7 protein-coding genes are annotated in these 17,412 nt (G+C 38.9%); 3 read left to right on the forward strand and 4 right to left on the reverse strand.

Features of this window, described 5'->3' with window-relative positions; translation table 11 throughout:
- Positions 1-51: 51 nt before the first annotated feature.
- From G9H65_RS07860 to G9H65_RS07870, 3 genes are all read right to left on the reverse strand, one after another.
- Complete coding sequence (locus G9H65_RS07860) at positions 52-546, reverse strand: gliding motility-associated C-terminal domain-containing protein (RefSeq protein WP_166374782.1); 495 nt, start codon at positions 544-546, stop codon at positions 52-54.
- A gap of 852 nt (positions 547-1,398) precedes the next feature.
- Positions 1,399-2,358, reverse strand: coding sequence for a PorP/SprF family type IX secretion system membrane protein (locus G9H65_RS07865; RefSeq protein WP_166374783.1), 960 nt, complete (start codon positions 2,356-2,358; stop codon positions 1,399-1,401).
- A 27-nt stretch (positions 2,359-2,385) separates the two neighbouring features.
- Positions 2,386-9,084 carry a putative Ig domain-containing protein gene (locus G9H65_RS07870; protein WP_166374784.1) on the reverse strand — a complete coding sequence of 2,233 codons (6,699 nt, stop codon included), beginning with the start codon at positions 9,082-9,084 and terminating at the stop codon, positions 2,386-2,388.
- 740 nt (positions 9,085-9,824) lie between these two features.
- Between G9H65_RS07870 and G9H65_RS07875 the strand changes: the two genes are divergently transcribed.
- From G9H65_RS07875 to G9H65_RS07885, 3 genes are read left to right on the forward strand one after another with little or no spacing between them, the layout of a single operon-like run.
- Positions 9,825-13,235: a SusC/RagA family TonB-linked outer membrane protein gene (locus tag G9H65_RS07875; RefSeq protein WP_166374785.1), complete on the forward strand. Its 3,411-nt coding sequence runs from the start codon at positions 9,825-9,827 to the stop codon at positions 13,233-13,235.
- 23 nt (positions 13,236-13,258) lie between these two features.
- Positions 13,259-14,896, forward strand: coding sequence for a SusD/RagB family nutrient-binding outer membrane lipoprotein (locus tag G9H65_RS07880; protein ID WP_166374786.1), 1,638 nt, complete (start codon positions 13,259-13,261; stop codon positions 14,894-14,896).
- A 41-nt stretch (positions 14,897-14,937) separates the two neighbouring features.
- The gene (locus tag G9H65_RS07885) at positions 14,938-16,278 is read left to right on the forward strand and encodes a PhoPQ-activated pathogenicity-related family protein (protein ID WP_166374787.1); all 1,341 of its coding nucleotides are present in this window, start codon (positions 14,938-14,940) and stop codon (positions 16,276-16,278) included.
- 52 nt (positions 16,279-16,330) lie between these two features.
- On the opposite strand, the gene G9H65_RS07890 is transcribed toward G9H65_RS07885, so the two are convergent.
- Positions 16,331-17,368 carry a carboxypeptidase-like regulatory domain-containing protein gene (locus G9H65_RS07890; RefSeq protein ID WP_166374788.1) on the reverse strand — a complete coding sequence of 346 codons (1,038 nt, stop codon included), beginning with the start codon at positions 17,366-17,368 and terminating at the stop codon, positions 16,331-16,333.
- Positions 17,369-17,412: the final 44 nt, after the last annotated feature.

Genomic DNA, 17,412 nt, shown 5'->3' on the forward strand with positions numbered 1-17,412 from the left:
TTGATCTACTCTCAGTTTAAAATTTATATAATTATAGAACATTGTGTTACTTTACTTTACTGCTAATCTGTTGATAAGTACGTATGTCGATATGTTTTCCTTTTGTCCATAAAAATCTATTACGTAATAATAGATGCCATCTGGAAGGAGCTTGCCATCGCTAGTTGATTCCGAAGTGAGGTATTCGCCACCCCAATCATTGGTATAGTTTTCTTTTTCAAAAACTAAATTTCCCCAGCGATTAAAAATGCTTAGCTTATTCTTAAGCCCTAAGATTCCGTCAATGACTAATTTGTCATTCTTTCCATCACCATTCGGCGTGATTCCCTGAGGAATAATACCAATGGTCTCGATATTTTCAGTGCGGAACTTGTTTTTATCACCAGTAGGAATGACAATTTGACCTTTCAGACTAGAATCTGTCATTGCCATTGTACGGGTCATTGTAGGAGAAATGCTAGAAGAAAAACGCGTCTTGGCAAGAACCTCTAGATTCATCAAAACAAATCCTGATGTAAACAAAAGAGAAACTCTTATTGTTTTCATAGAATTTGATAATAAACTCGACTTGAGGTTGAATGTTAAATTCATTTAATCTTTATTAGAACACGTTTTAATTTTTAAAAACTAGTTTCTTCTTTGGAAGTTCAACACACTCATCGCAATGATGGATGGTTAGAAGATTGTCTTAAATTTTATTTAAAACAAGCAAACCAGATTTTAGTGGAATTAAAGTTTTCTGTAGTTTTAGTACAGAAGAGCCGAACCGTGAGTTTAGCTGAGAGATAAATTTTTTCATATTAATTTAGAACAAGTAGAACACTAAACCAGAGCGAAGTCCTATACCCCTCTTCTGTTTTGCTTTACAAATGTAGTCTAATGGATTAATTTAAAAAATAGAACATAATTATTATTTGTTCTTAATTTTAAATTGACAACAAAGTTGTTGCTCTGCATTTCACAATGCCCATTTGTGCTTTTTTCGATTCTGAGATTAGGTGAAAAATCCACAAATGTATAGAAATTTTTACAGTCTCAATTGTTGGTTTTTTGTGTGATAATTTAAGCTTTTCTTTACAAAAATAGATATTTGTAGCCTTAATTACCTTCATTTGGGCTTTTAATGGGTTGAAATTTGCATATAAATGCAGTATTTGGTGAATTTCAGTTTGTAAAGTTAATTTAATTTTCCTGTTTTATTTATTATAATGGAACGAAAATGTAGCCCATTTTTTAATTGAAGAATAGTTTACATGGCTATTGTATCCTTATGATTTTATCATTTCTATCGAAATTAGGTTAAATATTTACTTTCAAATGGTTATAGCATAAAAAAAAGCTAGATCAAATATTAACCTAGCTTTCCAATTTTCGTTCTCTAATCTACTATCTTTAATTCTATTTCGTTTCTAAGCTACTTTTCTTGTTAAACGTAAATCGTAAAGCAATTTCATGTGTTTGTGTAGTCACCTTACTAATGGCTGAAATGGGTAATTCATAAACGTAGCCAGCATACAGATTTTTTGTTGCCTGAAACCCTAAACGGATACCGTAACTATCAGCCTTGCGGTAACTGAAGCCTAAGTCAAACTTATCACGGATATGGCTATTTACATTTAGATCATAACTTAAAGGAACGTCTGTAGCTACACGCACCATAGCACTCGGATATAAGGTGATTTGTGAACTCAGTTTTACTTTGGTACCTAGCATAGTATAATAATAGTCCACATCTTTATATGCTCCAGAAAGTGCCCCAAAATTATATTTTAGGACCCTAGGCTGCGAAATGCTCAAAAATAGTCCATCACCCTTGGAGAAACGTAATCCCCATCCTGTATTGAATTTTAAGCCACTCGAGATGTCTTCTTGGAAGTTTTCATCTCCACCATGTGTTAGGCGAATCGAGGACCATTCAATCGTTAAATTGGAAAATCCACCACGAATACCACCCGACATAGTCCATTTGTCACTTAAAGGAACATGGTAAGCGAAGTCTGCACTGATGGTCGTAGCTTTTATAGGTCCAGCTTGGTCCATTAATGCCACAACACCAATACCTTTATTTTCACCCCATTTTTGGTTAAGGCTAGCCGCAAATGTTACTGGTGCACCTTCAAAGCCAGTCCACTGGCGACGGTTAATCACCGTGATATCTGATACATCCATAGAACCAGCATGAGCTGGAGTAACAATTTGAGGGTTAAAACGATATAAACTGTACATCGTTTCTATTTGACCTTTTGATTCGTGTGAAATAAAACTTAGCAACAACGCCACAAGTATAGCCATCAACATGCCAGGGAATGACATGTTGATCGACTTAGTTTTATAATGATAATTTAGATTCGTATTCATTTTTATTACTGTTTTCAGTGGTGTAGCTTACTTGTTTTTCAGTCTATTGATGAAGATGAATGTTGAAATGTTTGGTTTAACACCATAGAAATCAACGATGTAATAGTAAACGCCATCTGGCAGTAAACCATCTTTCAAGATAAACACGTTGTTACTTTCACCACCCCAGTCATTTTTGTAGTCTTTGGTTTCGTACACGATTTCACCCCAACGGTTGAAAATGGTCAATGAATTCTTGAATCCTAAGATGCCTGGAATAATCAATTTGTCATTTTTACCATCACCGTTTGGAGATAGTCCTTGTGGAACAAATGATGGACAAACATCTGGGTCTAGGCGATTTGGAATACCATCATTGTCACAATCTGGTAGTCCACCATAATCTAAGTTGTCTTCCATGACATCAAGGATACCATCATTATCATCATCCATATCTTGGAAATCCGGTTTGCTATCTTTGTCGGTATCTGTTGGAGTTGCAGGATTTGTTCCAGCCTCTACTTTATCTAACACTCCGTCATTATCAGCATCTAGATCTCTAAAATCAGGTGTTCCATCCGTATCAGAATCTACAGGAGCATTTGGATTTGGACCTGCTTCTACTTTGTCAGGGATGCCATCACTATCTGTATCTAAGTCTCGGAAATCAGGAGTTCCATCAGAATCTGTATCCAAAGGGTTATTCGGATTATTTCCAGCTTCTGTTTTATCCAAAATACTGTCATTGTCAGAGTCTAGCTCACGGAAATCAGGAATACCATCTTTGTCGGTATCCGTTGGCATCGATGGGTTCTTTCCAGCTTCTATTTTATCAGGTATTCCATCATTGTCTGAATCTAAGTCGCGGAAATCAGGCGTACCATCTTTATCCGTGTCCACGGGATTGATTGGATCATTCCCAGCTTCAATACTATCTGGAATACCATCGTTATCGGAATCTATGTCACGGTAATCAGGTGTGCCATCTTTATCTGTATCTACTGGGTTATTAGGATCTTTACCTGCTTCAAATAAATCTGGGATACCGTCATTATCTGAATCTGTGTCTCGGAAATCAGGCGTACCATCTTTATCAGTATCAATTGGATTATTAGGGTCTGCTCCAGCTTCTATTTTATCCGAAATACCATCATTATCCGAATCTAAATCCCGGAAGTCAGGTGTTCCATCATTATCTGTATCAACAGGATTACTTGGGTTAGAACCTGCTTCAATCTTATCTGGGATACCATCATTATCAGAATCTAAATCGCGGAAGTCAGGAGTACCGTCTTTATCCGTATCTACAGGATTGTTTGGATCGGCACCTGCTTCAATCTTATCTGGAATACCATCATTATCCGAATCTAAATCACGGAAGTCAGGAGTACCGTCTTTATCCGTATCAACTGGATTGTTAGGATCTACACCTGCTTCGATTTTATCAGGAATACCATCGTTATCAGAATCTAGATCACGGAAGTCATATATACCATCCTTATCTGTATCCAATGGGTTGTTCGGATCATTTCCAGCTTCTAACTTGTCAGGAATACCGTCATTATCTGAATCCAAATCGCGGAAATCTGGGGTACCATCTTTATCGGTATCTACTGGATTACTTGGATCTGAACCAGCTTCGATTTTATCTGGAATACCATCATTATCTGAATCTAAATCTTCGAAGTCTTTAGCCCCATCTTTGTCAGTATCTACTGGAGAGTTACATGAAACAGCTTCTAAAGCATCTAGGATACCATCATTATCGGAATCAGTATCACGGAAATTAGGCTTATCATCTCCATCTATATCACCACCTAATTCTACGCGGTCAGGAATACAGTCATTGTCAGAATCTAAATCTAAGAAATCAGCAGTACCATCTTTGTCGGTATCAATCACCGCAACATATTGTCCGCGATCATCCCAGCCATCACCATTTCCATCATTTAAGGTGGTACAGGTAGCACATTTGTTCTTGCCTTCCCAAGCATCAGGAATGGTATCACCATCTGAGTCAAGATCTAGGTAATTCGGGATATTATCACCATCATTATCGCTATCACTTTCATCGCTATCACCTAACCAATCACCGTCTGAATCTAGATCACGGTAGTTTGGTCTTCCGTCTCCATCTGGATCAGCTGTTAATTCTTTGCTATCCAATAATGAATCACCATCAGAATCTAAATCTAAGAAATCCGCTGTTCCATCTTTGTCAGTATCTGGAATAGGAGCAGGGTTAGCTTCTAAGAAGTCTGCTAAACCGTTTTTGTTATTATCAATGAAAGCCCCATTTTGGTCAACTCGGCCATTGTAATTTGGATCAATTACTCCGCGACTTGAGTCGGTTGCTTCCCATGCATCTAAGATCGAATCTCCGTCAGAATCGAGGTCTAAATAGTTTGGAGTTCCGTCACCATCACGATCGCTAGATCCTTCTGTTCTATCCAAGATTCCATCGTTATCAGAATCTAAATCCAAATAGTTAGGGATACCATCACCATCTGAATCAATGTTTTTCTCGATACTATCTAGGATACCATCATTATCTGAATCTGGATCTTGGAAGTTTGGAATTCCATCGCCATCATAATCTTGGCAGCTTGGACCACCAGAGGCACATTCTACGCTGTTTGGAATACCATCATTATCACAATCATTGCTACCAAAAATAGCAAAGCTCGGAGAACCGATGCTTGGAGGGTTACCACCAGCACCACCTACACAATAGTTAAGCGGTTGTGGATCTGTTCCGTTGTTGGTTCCGTCACCGTCGCAGTCTGTGTTTTTCCAAGTCAAAGTAGTATTGGCAAATATCTGACTAGCAGGATTGTATGAGCAACCATCGTTAGGATTGGTTCCGTCAATCGCCTCTTGCGCATCAGAAACGCCATCACCATCCGTATCCGTTGGTAAACCTGAAATTACTGTAATACGTAAAACTGCAGTAGTACTACCTGTACCATTGGTAGCAGTTACGGTATAATCAGTAGCCGGACTAGTGACAGAAGGGTTTCCACTAATTACCCCAGTGGTTGTATTGAAAGATAAACCCGTAGGTAATGGAGTCGAAATACTATAACTAGTTACTGTTCCAGTAACTGTCGGTGATAAACTAGTAATACTAGATCCCACAGTATACACATTGGGAGAAGTATAACTCAAGCCTGTCGGTGCAGCATTATTAACCGTAATACGTACAACTGCAGTAGTACTACCTGTACCATTGGTTGCGGTTACGGTATAATCCGTAGCCGGACTAGTGACAGAAGGGTTTCCGCTAATTACCCCGGTGGTGGTATTGAATAATAAACCCGTTGGTAATGGAGTCGAAATACTATAGCTAGTTACTGTCCCTGTAACCGTCGGCGATAAACTAGTAATAGTAGATCCCACAGAATACACATTAGGAGTCGTATAACTCAAGCCTGTTGGTGCAGCATTATTAACCGTAATACGTACAACTGCAGTAGTACTACCTGTACCATTGGTAGCGGTTACGGTATAATCCGTAGCTGGGCTAGTTACCGTAGGGGTCCCACTAATTACCCCCGTGGTGGTATTGAATAATAAACCCGCAGGTAATGGAGTCGAAATACTATAACTGGTTACTGTCCCTGTTACCGTTGGTGATAAACTAGTAATAGTCGATCCAACGTTGTACACGTTGGGAGTATTGTAGCTTAAACTGGAAGGGGCCGCTGGGTTAACCGTTATCGTAAATGTGTTAGATACAGTATTCCCACCAGAATTAGTTGCTGTCACTGTAAAGTTACTTAAAGATGTAACAGTGGTAGGGGTTCCCGTAATTTTACCGTCAGTAGTACTAAAAGATAATCCGCTTGGTAAAGTGCCTGAAGTTAAAGCATAGGATACCACATTACCTGTAACTGAAGGATTAAGTGATGTAATCGCCGTTCCAACGGTATAAACATTTGGTGTATTGTAAGTTAAGCCTGTTGGGGCTACATCGTTAACCGTAATAGTAAATGTATTAGATACAGCATCACCACCAGAATTAGTCGCTGTTACGGTAAAGCTTCTTGAAGCATTTGCAGCGGTTGGCGTTCCCGTTATTTTACCGTCAGAAGTACTAAAAGATAATCCATTAGGTAAAGTCCCTGATGTTAAGGCATAGGAATCAATTGTACCCGTTACTGAAGGATTAAGTGAAGTAATCGCCGTTCCAACCGTATATACATTTGGTGTGAAATAAGTTAAATTGGTGGGAGCAGGAGCAGCGGTTGCATTAACAGTGATAGTAAAAGTATTAGAAACCGTACTACCACCAGAATTAGTTGCTGTTACCGTATAACTTTTCAAAGAAGTCACATGGTTGGGATTACCTGTAATTTTACCATTTGTTGTATTGAAAGATAAACCAAGGGGTAAAGATCCTGTGGTAAGTGCATAAGAAACGACATTTCCTGTAACTGTAGGATCTAGTGAAGGTATTGCTGTTCCAGCTACGTAAACTTTCGGAGTAGGGTAGCTTAAATTCGTAGGAGCTACATCATTAACGGTGATATCAAATGTATTAGAAACCGTATTACCACCCGTGTTGGTCGCCGTAACGGTGAAGCTTCTCAAAGCAGTTACTGTAGTAGGTGTTCCGGTGATTTTACCGTCAGTAGTACTAAACGATAATCCATTAGGTAAAGTCCCTGATGTTAATGCATAAGAAACCACATTACCTGTAACGGAAGGATTAAGCGAAGTAATCGCGGTTCCTACGGTATAAACATTGGGTGTATTGTAAGTTAAGTTTGTAGGAGCTACGTCATTAATCGTAATAGTAAATGTATTAGAAACCGTGCTACCACCCGTATTGGTCGCTGTAACAGTAAAGCTTCTCAAAGCAGTTACAGTGCTTGGCGTTCCGGTAATTTTACCGTCAGTGGTACTAAAAGATAATCCGCTAGGTAAAGTCCCTGATGTTAATGCATAGGATACCACATTCCCTGTAACGGAAGGATTAAGTGAGGTAATCGCGGTTCCAACAGGATATACATTTGTTGTATTGTAGGATAAGTTTGTAGGAGCTACGTCGTTAACCGTAATAGTAAACGTATTAGAAACCGTGCTACCCCCCGTATTGGTCGCTGTAACAGTAAAGCTTCTCAAAGCAGTTACTGTGTTAGGCGTTCCAGTAATTTTACCGTCAGTGGTACTAAAAGATAATCCGCTAGGTAAAGTCCCTGATGTTAATGCATAGGATATCACATTCCCTGTAACGGAAGGATTAAGTGAGGTAATCGCGGTTCCAGCGGTATAAACATTGGGAGTATTGTAGGTTAAGCCTGTAGGAGCTGCTTCATTGACCGTCATGGTAAACGTATTAGAAACCGTGCTACCCCCCGTATTGGTCGCTGTAACGGTAAAGCTTCTCAATGCAGTTACAGTGGTAGGCGTTCCGGTAATTTTACCATCAGTAGTACTAAACGATAATCCATTAGGTAAAGTGCCTGATGTTAATGCATAGGATACCACATTACCTGTAACGGAAGGATTTAGTGAAGTAATCGCGGTTCCAACGTTATAAACATTGGGTGTATTGTAAGTTAAGTTGGTAGGAGCTGCTTCATTGACCGTAATGCTAAATGTATTTGAAACAGTACTACCAACGGCATTGGTGGCTGTAACAGTAAAGCTTCTTAAAGCAGTTACCGTGGTAGGCGTTCCGGTAATTTTACCATCCGTAGTACTAAAAGATAATCCATTAGGTAAAGTGCCTGACGTTAATGCATAGGATGCCACATTGCCCGTAACGGAAGGATTAAGTGAAGTAATCGCCGTTCCAACAGCATATACATTTGGAGTTGAATAAGTTAAATTACTTGGTGCAGGTTCATTATCGAGGATAGACACTACGGTGGTATTAGTTACGATAGCGGCATTGACAGCATCTGCTAAGACAATGTTAAATGTTTCTGTCCCTTCCGCAATGAAATCATCCAAAACAGGAACGGTAATCGTTTTGGAGAACTCTCCAATAGCAAAAGTTAAGGGCCCGGTTGTATTAGTGTAATCAGTTATAATGGTGGCAGTTCCTCCTGAAGTAGTATAACTAACTGTAGTAGCCACAGTTGCTGCTGGATTTAAGGTTACAGTAGCTACGGCATTGACAACACCTGTAGCTTCTGTGACACTAAGAGTAGCGGTTATATTTAATTTTGGTTGGGAGTTATAATAGGTATTTAATTCAGTAACATAAGCTGATTTATTGTTTGCTGCATTACCTGTTACTACTCCTCCACTTAAATCTAATGGTTTACCGTTAAATGTCAAACCAATATTTTTGGTATCGGTAATTGTATAGTTTCCAGAGCTAGTAGAAACCGTAATACTGGTTCCTGTATTTGGATAGAAAACCATCGTTTGAACAATAGATCCAGCTGTATTTCTCCAGTTAATAAAACCAGGAATCGTTTGTTTTACATTATTGTTATCATAAAAGGTGACAAATCCTGCTAAATCATTGCCTTGTAATTCAAATTGAGTAGTACTGGAATTTTGAACAAAAGACAAACGTGTGATTCCACTCGTTGAAATAGCAAATGCATTTTGCGCTTTATTATTACCATTCTGATCTCCAATAAACCCTTCATTGAAAGATGCTGATATAATTCCAGCAAATGATGGGGTAGCAATTAAAAGAGATAAAAAGAATGTGGCTAAAAAGAAAAACTTCAAGTTGAAGGAGCGCTTTTCAGTTACCTTAAAAGTTGAGTAACATTTTTGCATACAATATGATTTTAATCACTATTTGGTTTAAGCAAACAGTAGGGTTAGAGAATCAACCCTAGGCCATGCATGCACGGACTATAGAACGACCAAGAAACTTTTGAGAATAAGAGATTGCGCCAGATGGCTAATTAGACAAAAATGTAGTATCAAATCCTACTTGTGACAAGAAGATAATTGATATGATTTGAGTTTATTTAGAACAAGGAGTAACCTGCTTTCAATCAAAAGAATTCCTGTTGTAGGTTTTCTTCAATACAAAGTAAGGCTTAATTGTTGTCAAATTATAATTGCAACACAGCTATCCTGTTCTCGATTTATAACGAAGGACAAAAAATATGCGTTTAACTCGCGTATGGCCATGTGCTTTAAAAGGCCCGTTTGCAAGCATGATGTTATTCGTTTTGGAAAATATAGCAATAGGTCTAAAAGTACCAAAAACAAGCAAAGTTCATTGTTTGTAAATATTTGTTTAATTTGAATATATCTTTACTATTCGTGTATTTAATTTATAACTACTTGATTATCAATAAATAATATATTAAATATTTATTTTACTTGTATTTTATTAATTAATATTACTTTACAAATTTTGTTGATGCACATAGTAAATAATTAACTCCCTTCAATCCAACCGTTCATACTATTTTACCCCAAAATAATGGAAATTTAACTTGATAAATTAGAATATTTTCTATATTGCCCGCAGTTCAACTATTATAAACCTATTTATCACCACCATGAAAGTAAACTTCACTCAACAAAAATTGAGGGGATGGTTCTTTTCTTTGTGGCTATTTGCAAGCTGTAGTCCAATATTGTTGGCTCAAAGTCAAGTAGTTACCGGAAAAATCAGCTCCAAGCAAGATGGTTCAGGAATCCCTGGAGCCAGTGTCAGCCTAAAAGGTACTTCCCGTGGAAGTAGTTCCAATGAAGCTGGAAATTATTCCATTGAAGTATCAGGTCCCAATGCCGTATTGGTCTTTTCCTCAGTCGGTTACGATCCTTTGGAGATTCGTGTAGGTAACCAGAAAAAAATCGATATTTCCTTATCTCCTGCTACTTCCATGTTAAATGAAGTGGTAGTCACGGCCTTAGGTATACGAAGGGAAGAAAAGTCATTGGGTTATTCCGTGGCCAAAGTGGATGGCAAAGAAATGAACCGTGTAGCACAAGAAAACGTGTTAAATGCCATGGCTGGTAAAATGGCTGGTGTCACCATTAGTTCTACCGGTGGAACAGGTTCCTCTGTAAGCATGGTTATTCGTGGTGCTAATTCCTTAAGTAATGATAATCAACCTTTATTTGTGATCGATGGTGTTCCCATTGCCAATACCTTAAATAACATTAGTCAAGTTGGAAATGATAATCGGGTTGACTTTGGTAATTCCATTTCAGGATTGAATCCTGAGGATATTGAAAACGTATCCGTATTAAAAGGTCCAAGCGCCGCTGCGTTATATGGTTCTAGAGCTGGAAATGGGGTGGTCTTAATTACTACCAAATCAGGATCCAAATCAAAGAAAATGACGGTCAACATCACGTCCAATACCGTATTTGATAATCCTTATAAATATTTGAAATGGCAAACCAAATTTGGCCCTGGTCAATTTTCAGCCATTCCTGTTTCTATTACAGGTAATCCACTCTCCAATGCTTTCGGTAAATTAATTCAAGAAGAAGTAGGTGCTACCTACGGTGCCGAATTAGATAAAGGGTATTCAGAAGTACAATGGAATAGTCCATTGGATGCTAATGGCAAGAAAATAGCAATGCCCCTAATCTCTCACAAAGACAATGTGGCTAAATTTGTTCAAACAGGTATAACTACCACCAATGGTATCTCCATAGCGAATAGTAACGATCAGTTCAACTACCGCTTGTCTTACTCCAACATGCAGAATCGGGGTATCATTCCTAATTCCGATTTGTTTAGAAATACCTTGAACCTAAATACTTCCATTAAAGTCAATAAGAAGTTGACCTTAAGTAATAATTTAGACGTCAGTCGTTCCTCATCCAATAACCGTCCAGCAGGTAACCGTGGAACCAATCCTTTGGAATGGGCATACAACGTTTCTCCTCATATTGATATCTTAGAGTTGAAAAATTATTGGATGCCAGGTCAAGAAGGCTTGCAGCAAAGAACCCAGTATAATTCGGTCTATAATAATCCCTATTTCTTGGCCAATGAGGTAAATAACGGATTTGTACGTGACCGTTTGTTTGGTAACATCCGTTTGGATTATCAAATCACCCCAGAAATTAGTTTGATGGGTCGCTATGCCTTGGATACCTATACCGAGCAGCGTGAATTAAAAATTGCCAATAGTTATACCAACGATCCTAGAGGTGCTTATGGAAATATCAATTTGGCCAACTTTGAAAGCAATGCAGATTTTTTAGCTACCTACAAAAAAGATCTCAAAGACTTTAGTCTATCTTTCTCTGTCGGCGGTAATGCTCGTTATCAACGGGGATCCAACATCACCAATGCTAGTAAAAGTGGAACGGGCCTTATTGTACCAGGCGCTTTCAATGTACAAAACATTGCTCCTGCCAATTTAGATTATTACAGCACTTGGTTCCAACGTGCCATTTATAGTGGATATGGTTTAGCCAATATCGGTTATAAAGACATGATTTTCTTGGATGTGACGGCACGTAACGACTGGTCTAGTACCTTGCCAGCGGCTAATCGTTCTTATTTCTACCCATCAGCTTCCTTGAGCGTATTGATTAATGAAATGATTAATATGCCCAATCAAGTGGATTTATTTAAATTCCGTGGTGGGGTAGCTCAGGTAGGTAATGATGCCAATCCATATCAATTATTAGGAACCTTAGGAAATGCGGGGACTTGGGACGGCATTCCTCGTTTAAGTACTCCGGGAACTTTATTGATTTCTGATTTGAAACCAGAAATTGTTACCTCTTATGAGACAGGTTTTGATTTGAGTATGTATCGAAATCGACTACGCTTCTCGGGTACCTATTATCAGGTGGAAAATAGAAACCAAATCCTTAGTACCAAATTGCCTCCATCATCTGGCTATTCCTTGAAAAACGTGAATGCAGGTTTATTAGTTAGCAAAGGGATTGAATTCACCATGGGTTTCACGCCAGTTAAATCGTCCAACTGGAATTGGGATGTTAACTTAAACTGGACTCGTAATAGAACCAGAATTGTGGAATTATCCGATGACCTTCCTTACTATACCTTATGGCAAGATGCCAAAGGTGGAGCTTGGACTTATGTTGGCGAGGAAATTGGTGATATTTATGATGCACAAATCGTTACCGTAAAAGATAAAGCCTCTCCTTATTTTGGTTATCCGATTTTGGATAATACAGGTAAATGGCAATCTGTTGACGCAATCAATACCCGAAATAAGATTGGAAACTTCAACCCAGACTTTATCTTGGGTATGCAGACATCCATTTCTTATAAGCGTCTAAGTTTAAATATGTCCTTTGATTGGCGTAGTGGTGGTCAGTTTGTTTCTCAAACCTATCGTTATGGGGAAGAGAATGGACGTTCACAGTTGTTCTTAGATAAATTAATTAATCCCAATGGTTTGACTGGAGATGCTCTGAAGAGTTATTTAGTAGCTAACCAAGAGAACTTAATTAAGATAACAGGTAATTATTTCCCATTAGTGGGAGGTCCTACACCAGAATATGGCCCTTATGGATTTAAATATGGACCCTATAACTTTCCTCATGGAGGTGTATTCATTCCTGGTGTAATTGCTACTGGATACGATACTTCTGGTAATCCAACGGGATTTAAAGAAAATTTAGGTAATGCAGGTACGACTACACTGCCATTTGCAGGGTCTACTGCTTGGTCATTTACTCGGGCTTTCTTGTATGATGCCGATTATGTAAAACTGCGTGAGATTTCGATTGGAATTGATTTGCCACAACAATGGTTGAAGAAAATAGGTGTTCAAAATGCCAATTTCTCGGTGTATAGTCGCAATATCATTCTTTGGACCAAAGCGAAAATTAACATTGATCCTGAAACAGCCTTCCAACAAGAGGCAGGTGTTCAGGGAGGTGGTACTCAATTCAAACAAGGAATTGAGCGCTACAACGTAACTCCATGGGTTATTCCTGTTGGTTTCAAATTAGGTTTAACTTTTTAATGAAATTTAGACAGCAAAAGATCATGAAAAATACTTCATTTAAAATAATGGCATTGGTGCTAGTCCTATCTGGGAGTTTTTACTCTTGTAAGGATTTAACCGTGCTGAACCAAAATCCCAATGGGATTAATCCAGAGACAGCTAATCCTAATTTAGTGATGTCTACCGTGTTAACAGAAACAGGTAAGGCATTTGTGAACTTAGGATACCAAGACATCGCAGGTGTGATGCAGCATACACAAAAAGATGGTTGGTCGGGTGGCCACAATACCTATGAGTGGGGCGGAAGTCAATCTTGGGCTTCTTACTATGACATACTGCGCAATAATCAATACGTGTACAATCGTTCAGTTACGTTGAATTTGGAGTTGCATCAGGGTATTGCTCTTGTGACCAAATCCATGATGTTTGGATTGATCACTGACTTATGGGGAGATGCTCCATATACAGCAGCACTTAAAGGTGCAGCAGGTGGCGCTACCAATACTTTTCCAGCGTATGATACCCAAGAAACTATTTATACGGGTATTTTAGCGGATTTAGAAACCGCCAATACGTTATTGTCGAAAGCTTCTTATCCCAGTACACCCGGTGCATCCGACGTATTTTATCAAGGAAATGCCTCCAAATGGAGAAAGTTAGCCAATTCATTGGCATTACGTTATTACATGCGTATTTCTTCCAAGAAACCAGACGTAGCTAAAGCAGGTATAGAGAAAATATTGGCTAACGCGGCTCAGTATCCTATCATTACGGCCATAGCTGATGATGCGGCTATGCCATTTGCGGGAAATAGCGATAGCGATTCATGGCCATCCAATGCGGTATATGATGCGAGTGCATCCAATTACCGTCGGATTAAGTTGGCGGCTACCTTTGTCAATAAATTATTGGAATTAAAAGATCCTCGGATTGGTATTTGGGCTAATAAAGTACAGATCCCTTTGGTGGTAGATGCTAACTTACCGAAAGGAACAGATAAAATAGAAGGGGGAAAACGTTATTTAGCTCCCGATAAAGTAGTAGGCAGAGATGTCAATACGCATCCTGAATATGTAGGTTTACCCACGGGAATCATTGGTGGTGCATCTTATAATTTGAGCCCTACAGCCGAGCAAGGAGCCAATAACCCGCACGTTTCTTGGGTGAATGATATTTACCGTCAAGCTAAAGGGCCTTTGTTGAAATCAAGAATGATGTCGGCTGCAGAAGTTCGTTTTATCTTAGCAGAAGCTGCCTTAAAAGGCTGGGCCGTGGGTGGAACCGCTAAAGCTCATTATGAGGCTGGTGTGAAAGCTTCCTTAGATACTTGGGGCGTAGGTGGAACATATGCTGCCTATATCGCAAATCCAGGTGTAGCTTTTGATGGTACTTTGAAGCAAATCATCGAACAAAAATGGATTTCTAGCTGGACTGCTGCTCAAGAGGCTTGGTTTGATTACCGCAGAACTGGTTTCCCTGTCTTAACCGCTGGCCCAGCAGCTATTCGTAAAGTATTGCCAGTTCGTTTTTACTACATGTTGGATGAAAGAAATCTGAACAAAGTAAATACAGAAGCTGCCATGAGTAAATTAGAAACAACGACCTATTCTGAAGCCGATGGAAAGAATAGTCCTTGGTCTAAACCTTGGGTAGTTCAAGGAACAGGAAAACCTTGGTAATTTAAATTTCAACCTTAAACCAGTGTAAAAACATGTATTCAATGATCAAAAAAATAGTTTTATGTAGTAGTGTCATTTGCCTTTTGGCTTTTACCGTATTTGCCCAAAAAGTTACTCCGGAAACGGCCTTGAAAAGTTATATGGCTAATGGCGATAAGTCATACCAATGGGAACTCAAGGACTCCGTTTCTTTAGGTACTTCCAATGCTTATCATGTGCTTTTAACTTCTCAAAAGTGGCAAAATATCACTTGGAAACATCAGTTGACCATCATTATTCCAGCTAAAGTGAACTATGGAGGGGCTATGCTTTTTATTACCGGTGGTAGCAATAAAGATGAGCAGCCCAACTGGAGTAAAGAAGATAAAATGTGGACTTTTTTATCCATGGTAGCCTCTAAAAACCATGCGATCGTTGCCTTGATAAAGCAAGTTCCTAATCAGCCCTTGTATGGAGGTAAAACAGAAGATGAGTTGATTTCGTACACCTTACATCAATACCGAGAAACGGGCGACCATTCTTGGCCTTTGTTATTTCCAATGGTGAAATCGGCTGTGAGAGGAATGGATGCTATTCAAGAGTTTGCTAGCAAAAAGGCGAATATACAAGTGAAGGATTTTGTGATTTCTGGAGCTTCTAAGCGTGGTTGGACGACCTGGTTATCAAGCGCCATTGGCGATTCTCGCGTGAAGGCGATTGGACCTATGGTGATTGATATGCTGAATATGCCTGCGACCTTGAATTACCAGAAAGATACCTATGGGGAATACAGTGATCAAATTGAGGACTATGTTAAATTAGGTATTCCACAAGGAACAGGTACCCCAGTGGGTAAGGCCATCAATACCATGATCGATCCTTATTCGTACCGCGCTACGATGACCATTCCTAAAATGATTTTTATTGGAACGAATGATCCTTATTGGACTGCTGATGCCATCAAGCATTATTTTGATCAAATTCCGGGTAAAAACTTGATTCATTACGTACCTAATGCCGGACATGATTTGGCAGGAGGAAAACAGGCGATCGAGGCATTAAGTGCGTTCTTTGCTTTGTCTCTTCAGAACAAAGATTTCCCAGTACCTACTTGGAATGTGGTAAAAGGAAAAGAGGGTTTTGAATTAACCGTTACTGCCAATCCTACTGATTTGGAAGATGCGGCTATTTGGGGGACAACTTCCGCTGACCGTGATTTTAGAAATAATTTATGGTTGACTAGGCGTGTGAAACCTGTAGGAAATACGGCAAAATACGTAATTCCCTATGTAAAAAAGGGGTATCAAGCATTTTATATGGATCTGAAGTATAAAGATCCTAATGGAGGAAGCTATACCATTAGTACACGAATATTTACGACCGATACAGATCAAGTATTGTAATTTGATTTCTTGTAAAAACACCCGATAGGCTCTGTCGGGTGTTTTTTTATTCCTATTTTTTTAATTCAAACACATAATCCAGCGGGAGTTCATTTCCCATTCTAGACTCGGACATTTTACCAAATACTTCGATGGCATAGGGATCTACTAAGGTCCCATTGCTTTCTAATAAAATGGTCTTTGCCATGGGTTTTAGTTTGGAAAATTGTCTTGGCGAATCAAATTCCACGTTGATGATGCCTTTTAAATCAATGGCATAAATGCCAGGTTTATTCGTTGTAAAGAGCACTTCTTCCACCTTAAAAGGAGGCGGGTTGCTCATTCGGTTTTCTTTGTAATAAGTCACATAAAAACCCTCATTCATTAATGATTGGTTCACTAATGCTAGTAAAAAATGCCTGATGGAGCCTTGGAAGGCATATTTTCTGTTCTTCTCCCATTGGGTCTTCTCTTTGTTTGAACTGGGGTTTAATGCTTCAAAATACCCACTGGATTTAAAGTTTAATTGCCTTGGTGCTTTTTCAAAACCCACTAAAAACCCATGGTAAAGATAGCCGAGTTCTTTATTTTCTATCAAAAGGGGTTCTTTGGCACTAGCTTTTAAGGTTTTTGTACTTGGATCATAATCAAAATCGATGGCTTCCCTATTTAGGATTTTGACTAAATCACGATCGATATCCCTTCCTAAATATTCATTTTCAAATTGTCGGATTTGCCTCTCCCAAACACGGTCTCTTTGGCCTTGTACCTTTATTTCGGCTAAATCGGTGATGTTTTCCAACATCTCAAAGTGTAGTTTTTTATCATCCTGATGAATTGAAATAGACACAGCAAGTGGCTGGTAACCCACCATAGAAATGAGAAATTGATAATTTCCTGCTGGAACGTTTTTCAACATGAAATTCCCCTTGTCGTCAGCTTGGGTACCAAAAGATGTGCCATTTAGATACACATGAGCAAAGGAAACGCCTTCCTTTTTTTGTTTATCTACAATGCTACCCGACAGTGTATAGCTTTGTTGAGCCAAGCCATGTAAAGAGCAAAAGATCAAAAGTAGGGAAATACAATACAGCTTGCTCAATGATTTCATATATTTGGTTATGCCATGACAGCATAATCGTCAAATTTACAAAA

The sequence above is a fragment of the Aquirufa ecclesiirivi genome (assembly GCF_011250515.1).
GTDB classification, from domain to species: domain Bacteria; phylum Bacteroidota; class Bacteroidia; order Cytophagales; family Spirosomataceae; genus Aquirufa; species Aquirufa ecclesiirivi.

Coding starts and splice junctions, on each gene's coding strand:
- G9H65_RS07865 (WP_166374783.1), bottom strand. CDS start 2,358: ATGAATACGAATCTAAATTATCATTATAAAACTAAGTCGATCAACATG.
- G9H65_RS07860 (WP_166374782.1), bottom strand. CDS start 546: ATGAAAACAATAAGAGTTTCTCTTTTGTTTACATCAGGATTTGTTTTG.
- G9H65_RS07880 (WP_166374786.1), top strand. CDS start 13,259: ATGAAAAATACTTCATTTAAAATAATGGCATTGGTGCTAGTCCTATCT.
- G9H65_RS07870 (WP_166374784.1), bottom strand. CDS start 9,084: ATGCAAAAATGTTACTCAACTTTTAAGGTAACTGAAAAGCGCTCCTTC.
- G9H65_RS07890 (WP_166374788.1), bottom strand. CDS start 17,368: ATGAAATCATTGAGCAAGCTGTATTGTATTTCCCTACTTTTGATCTTT.
- G9H65_RS07875 (WP_166374785.1), top strand. CDS start 9,825: ATGAAAGTAAACTTCACTCAACAAAAATTGAGGGGATGGTTCTTTTCT.
- G9H65_RS07885 (WP_166374787.1), top strand. CDS start 14,938: ATGATCAAAAAAATAGTTTTATGTAGTAGTGTCATTTGCCTTTTGGCT.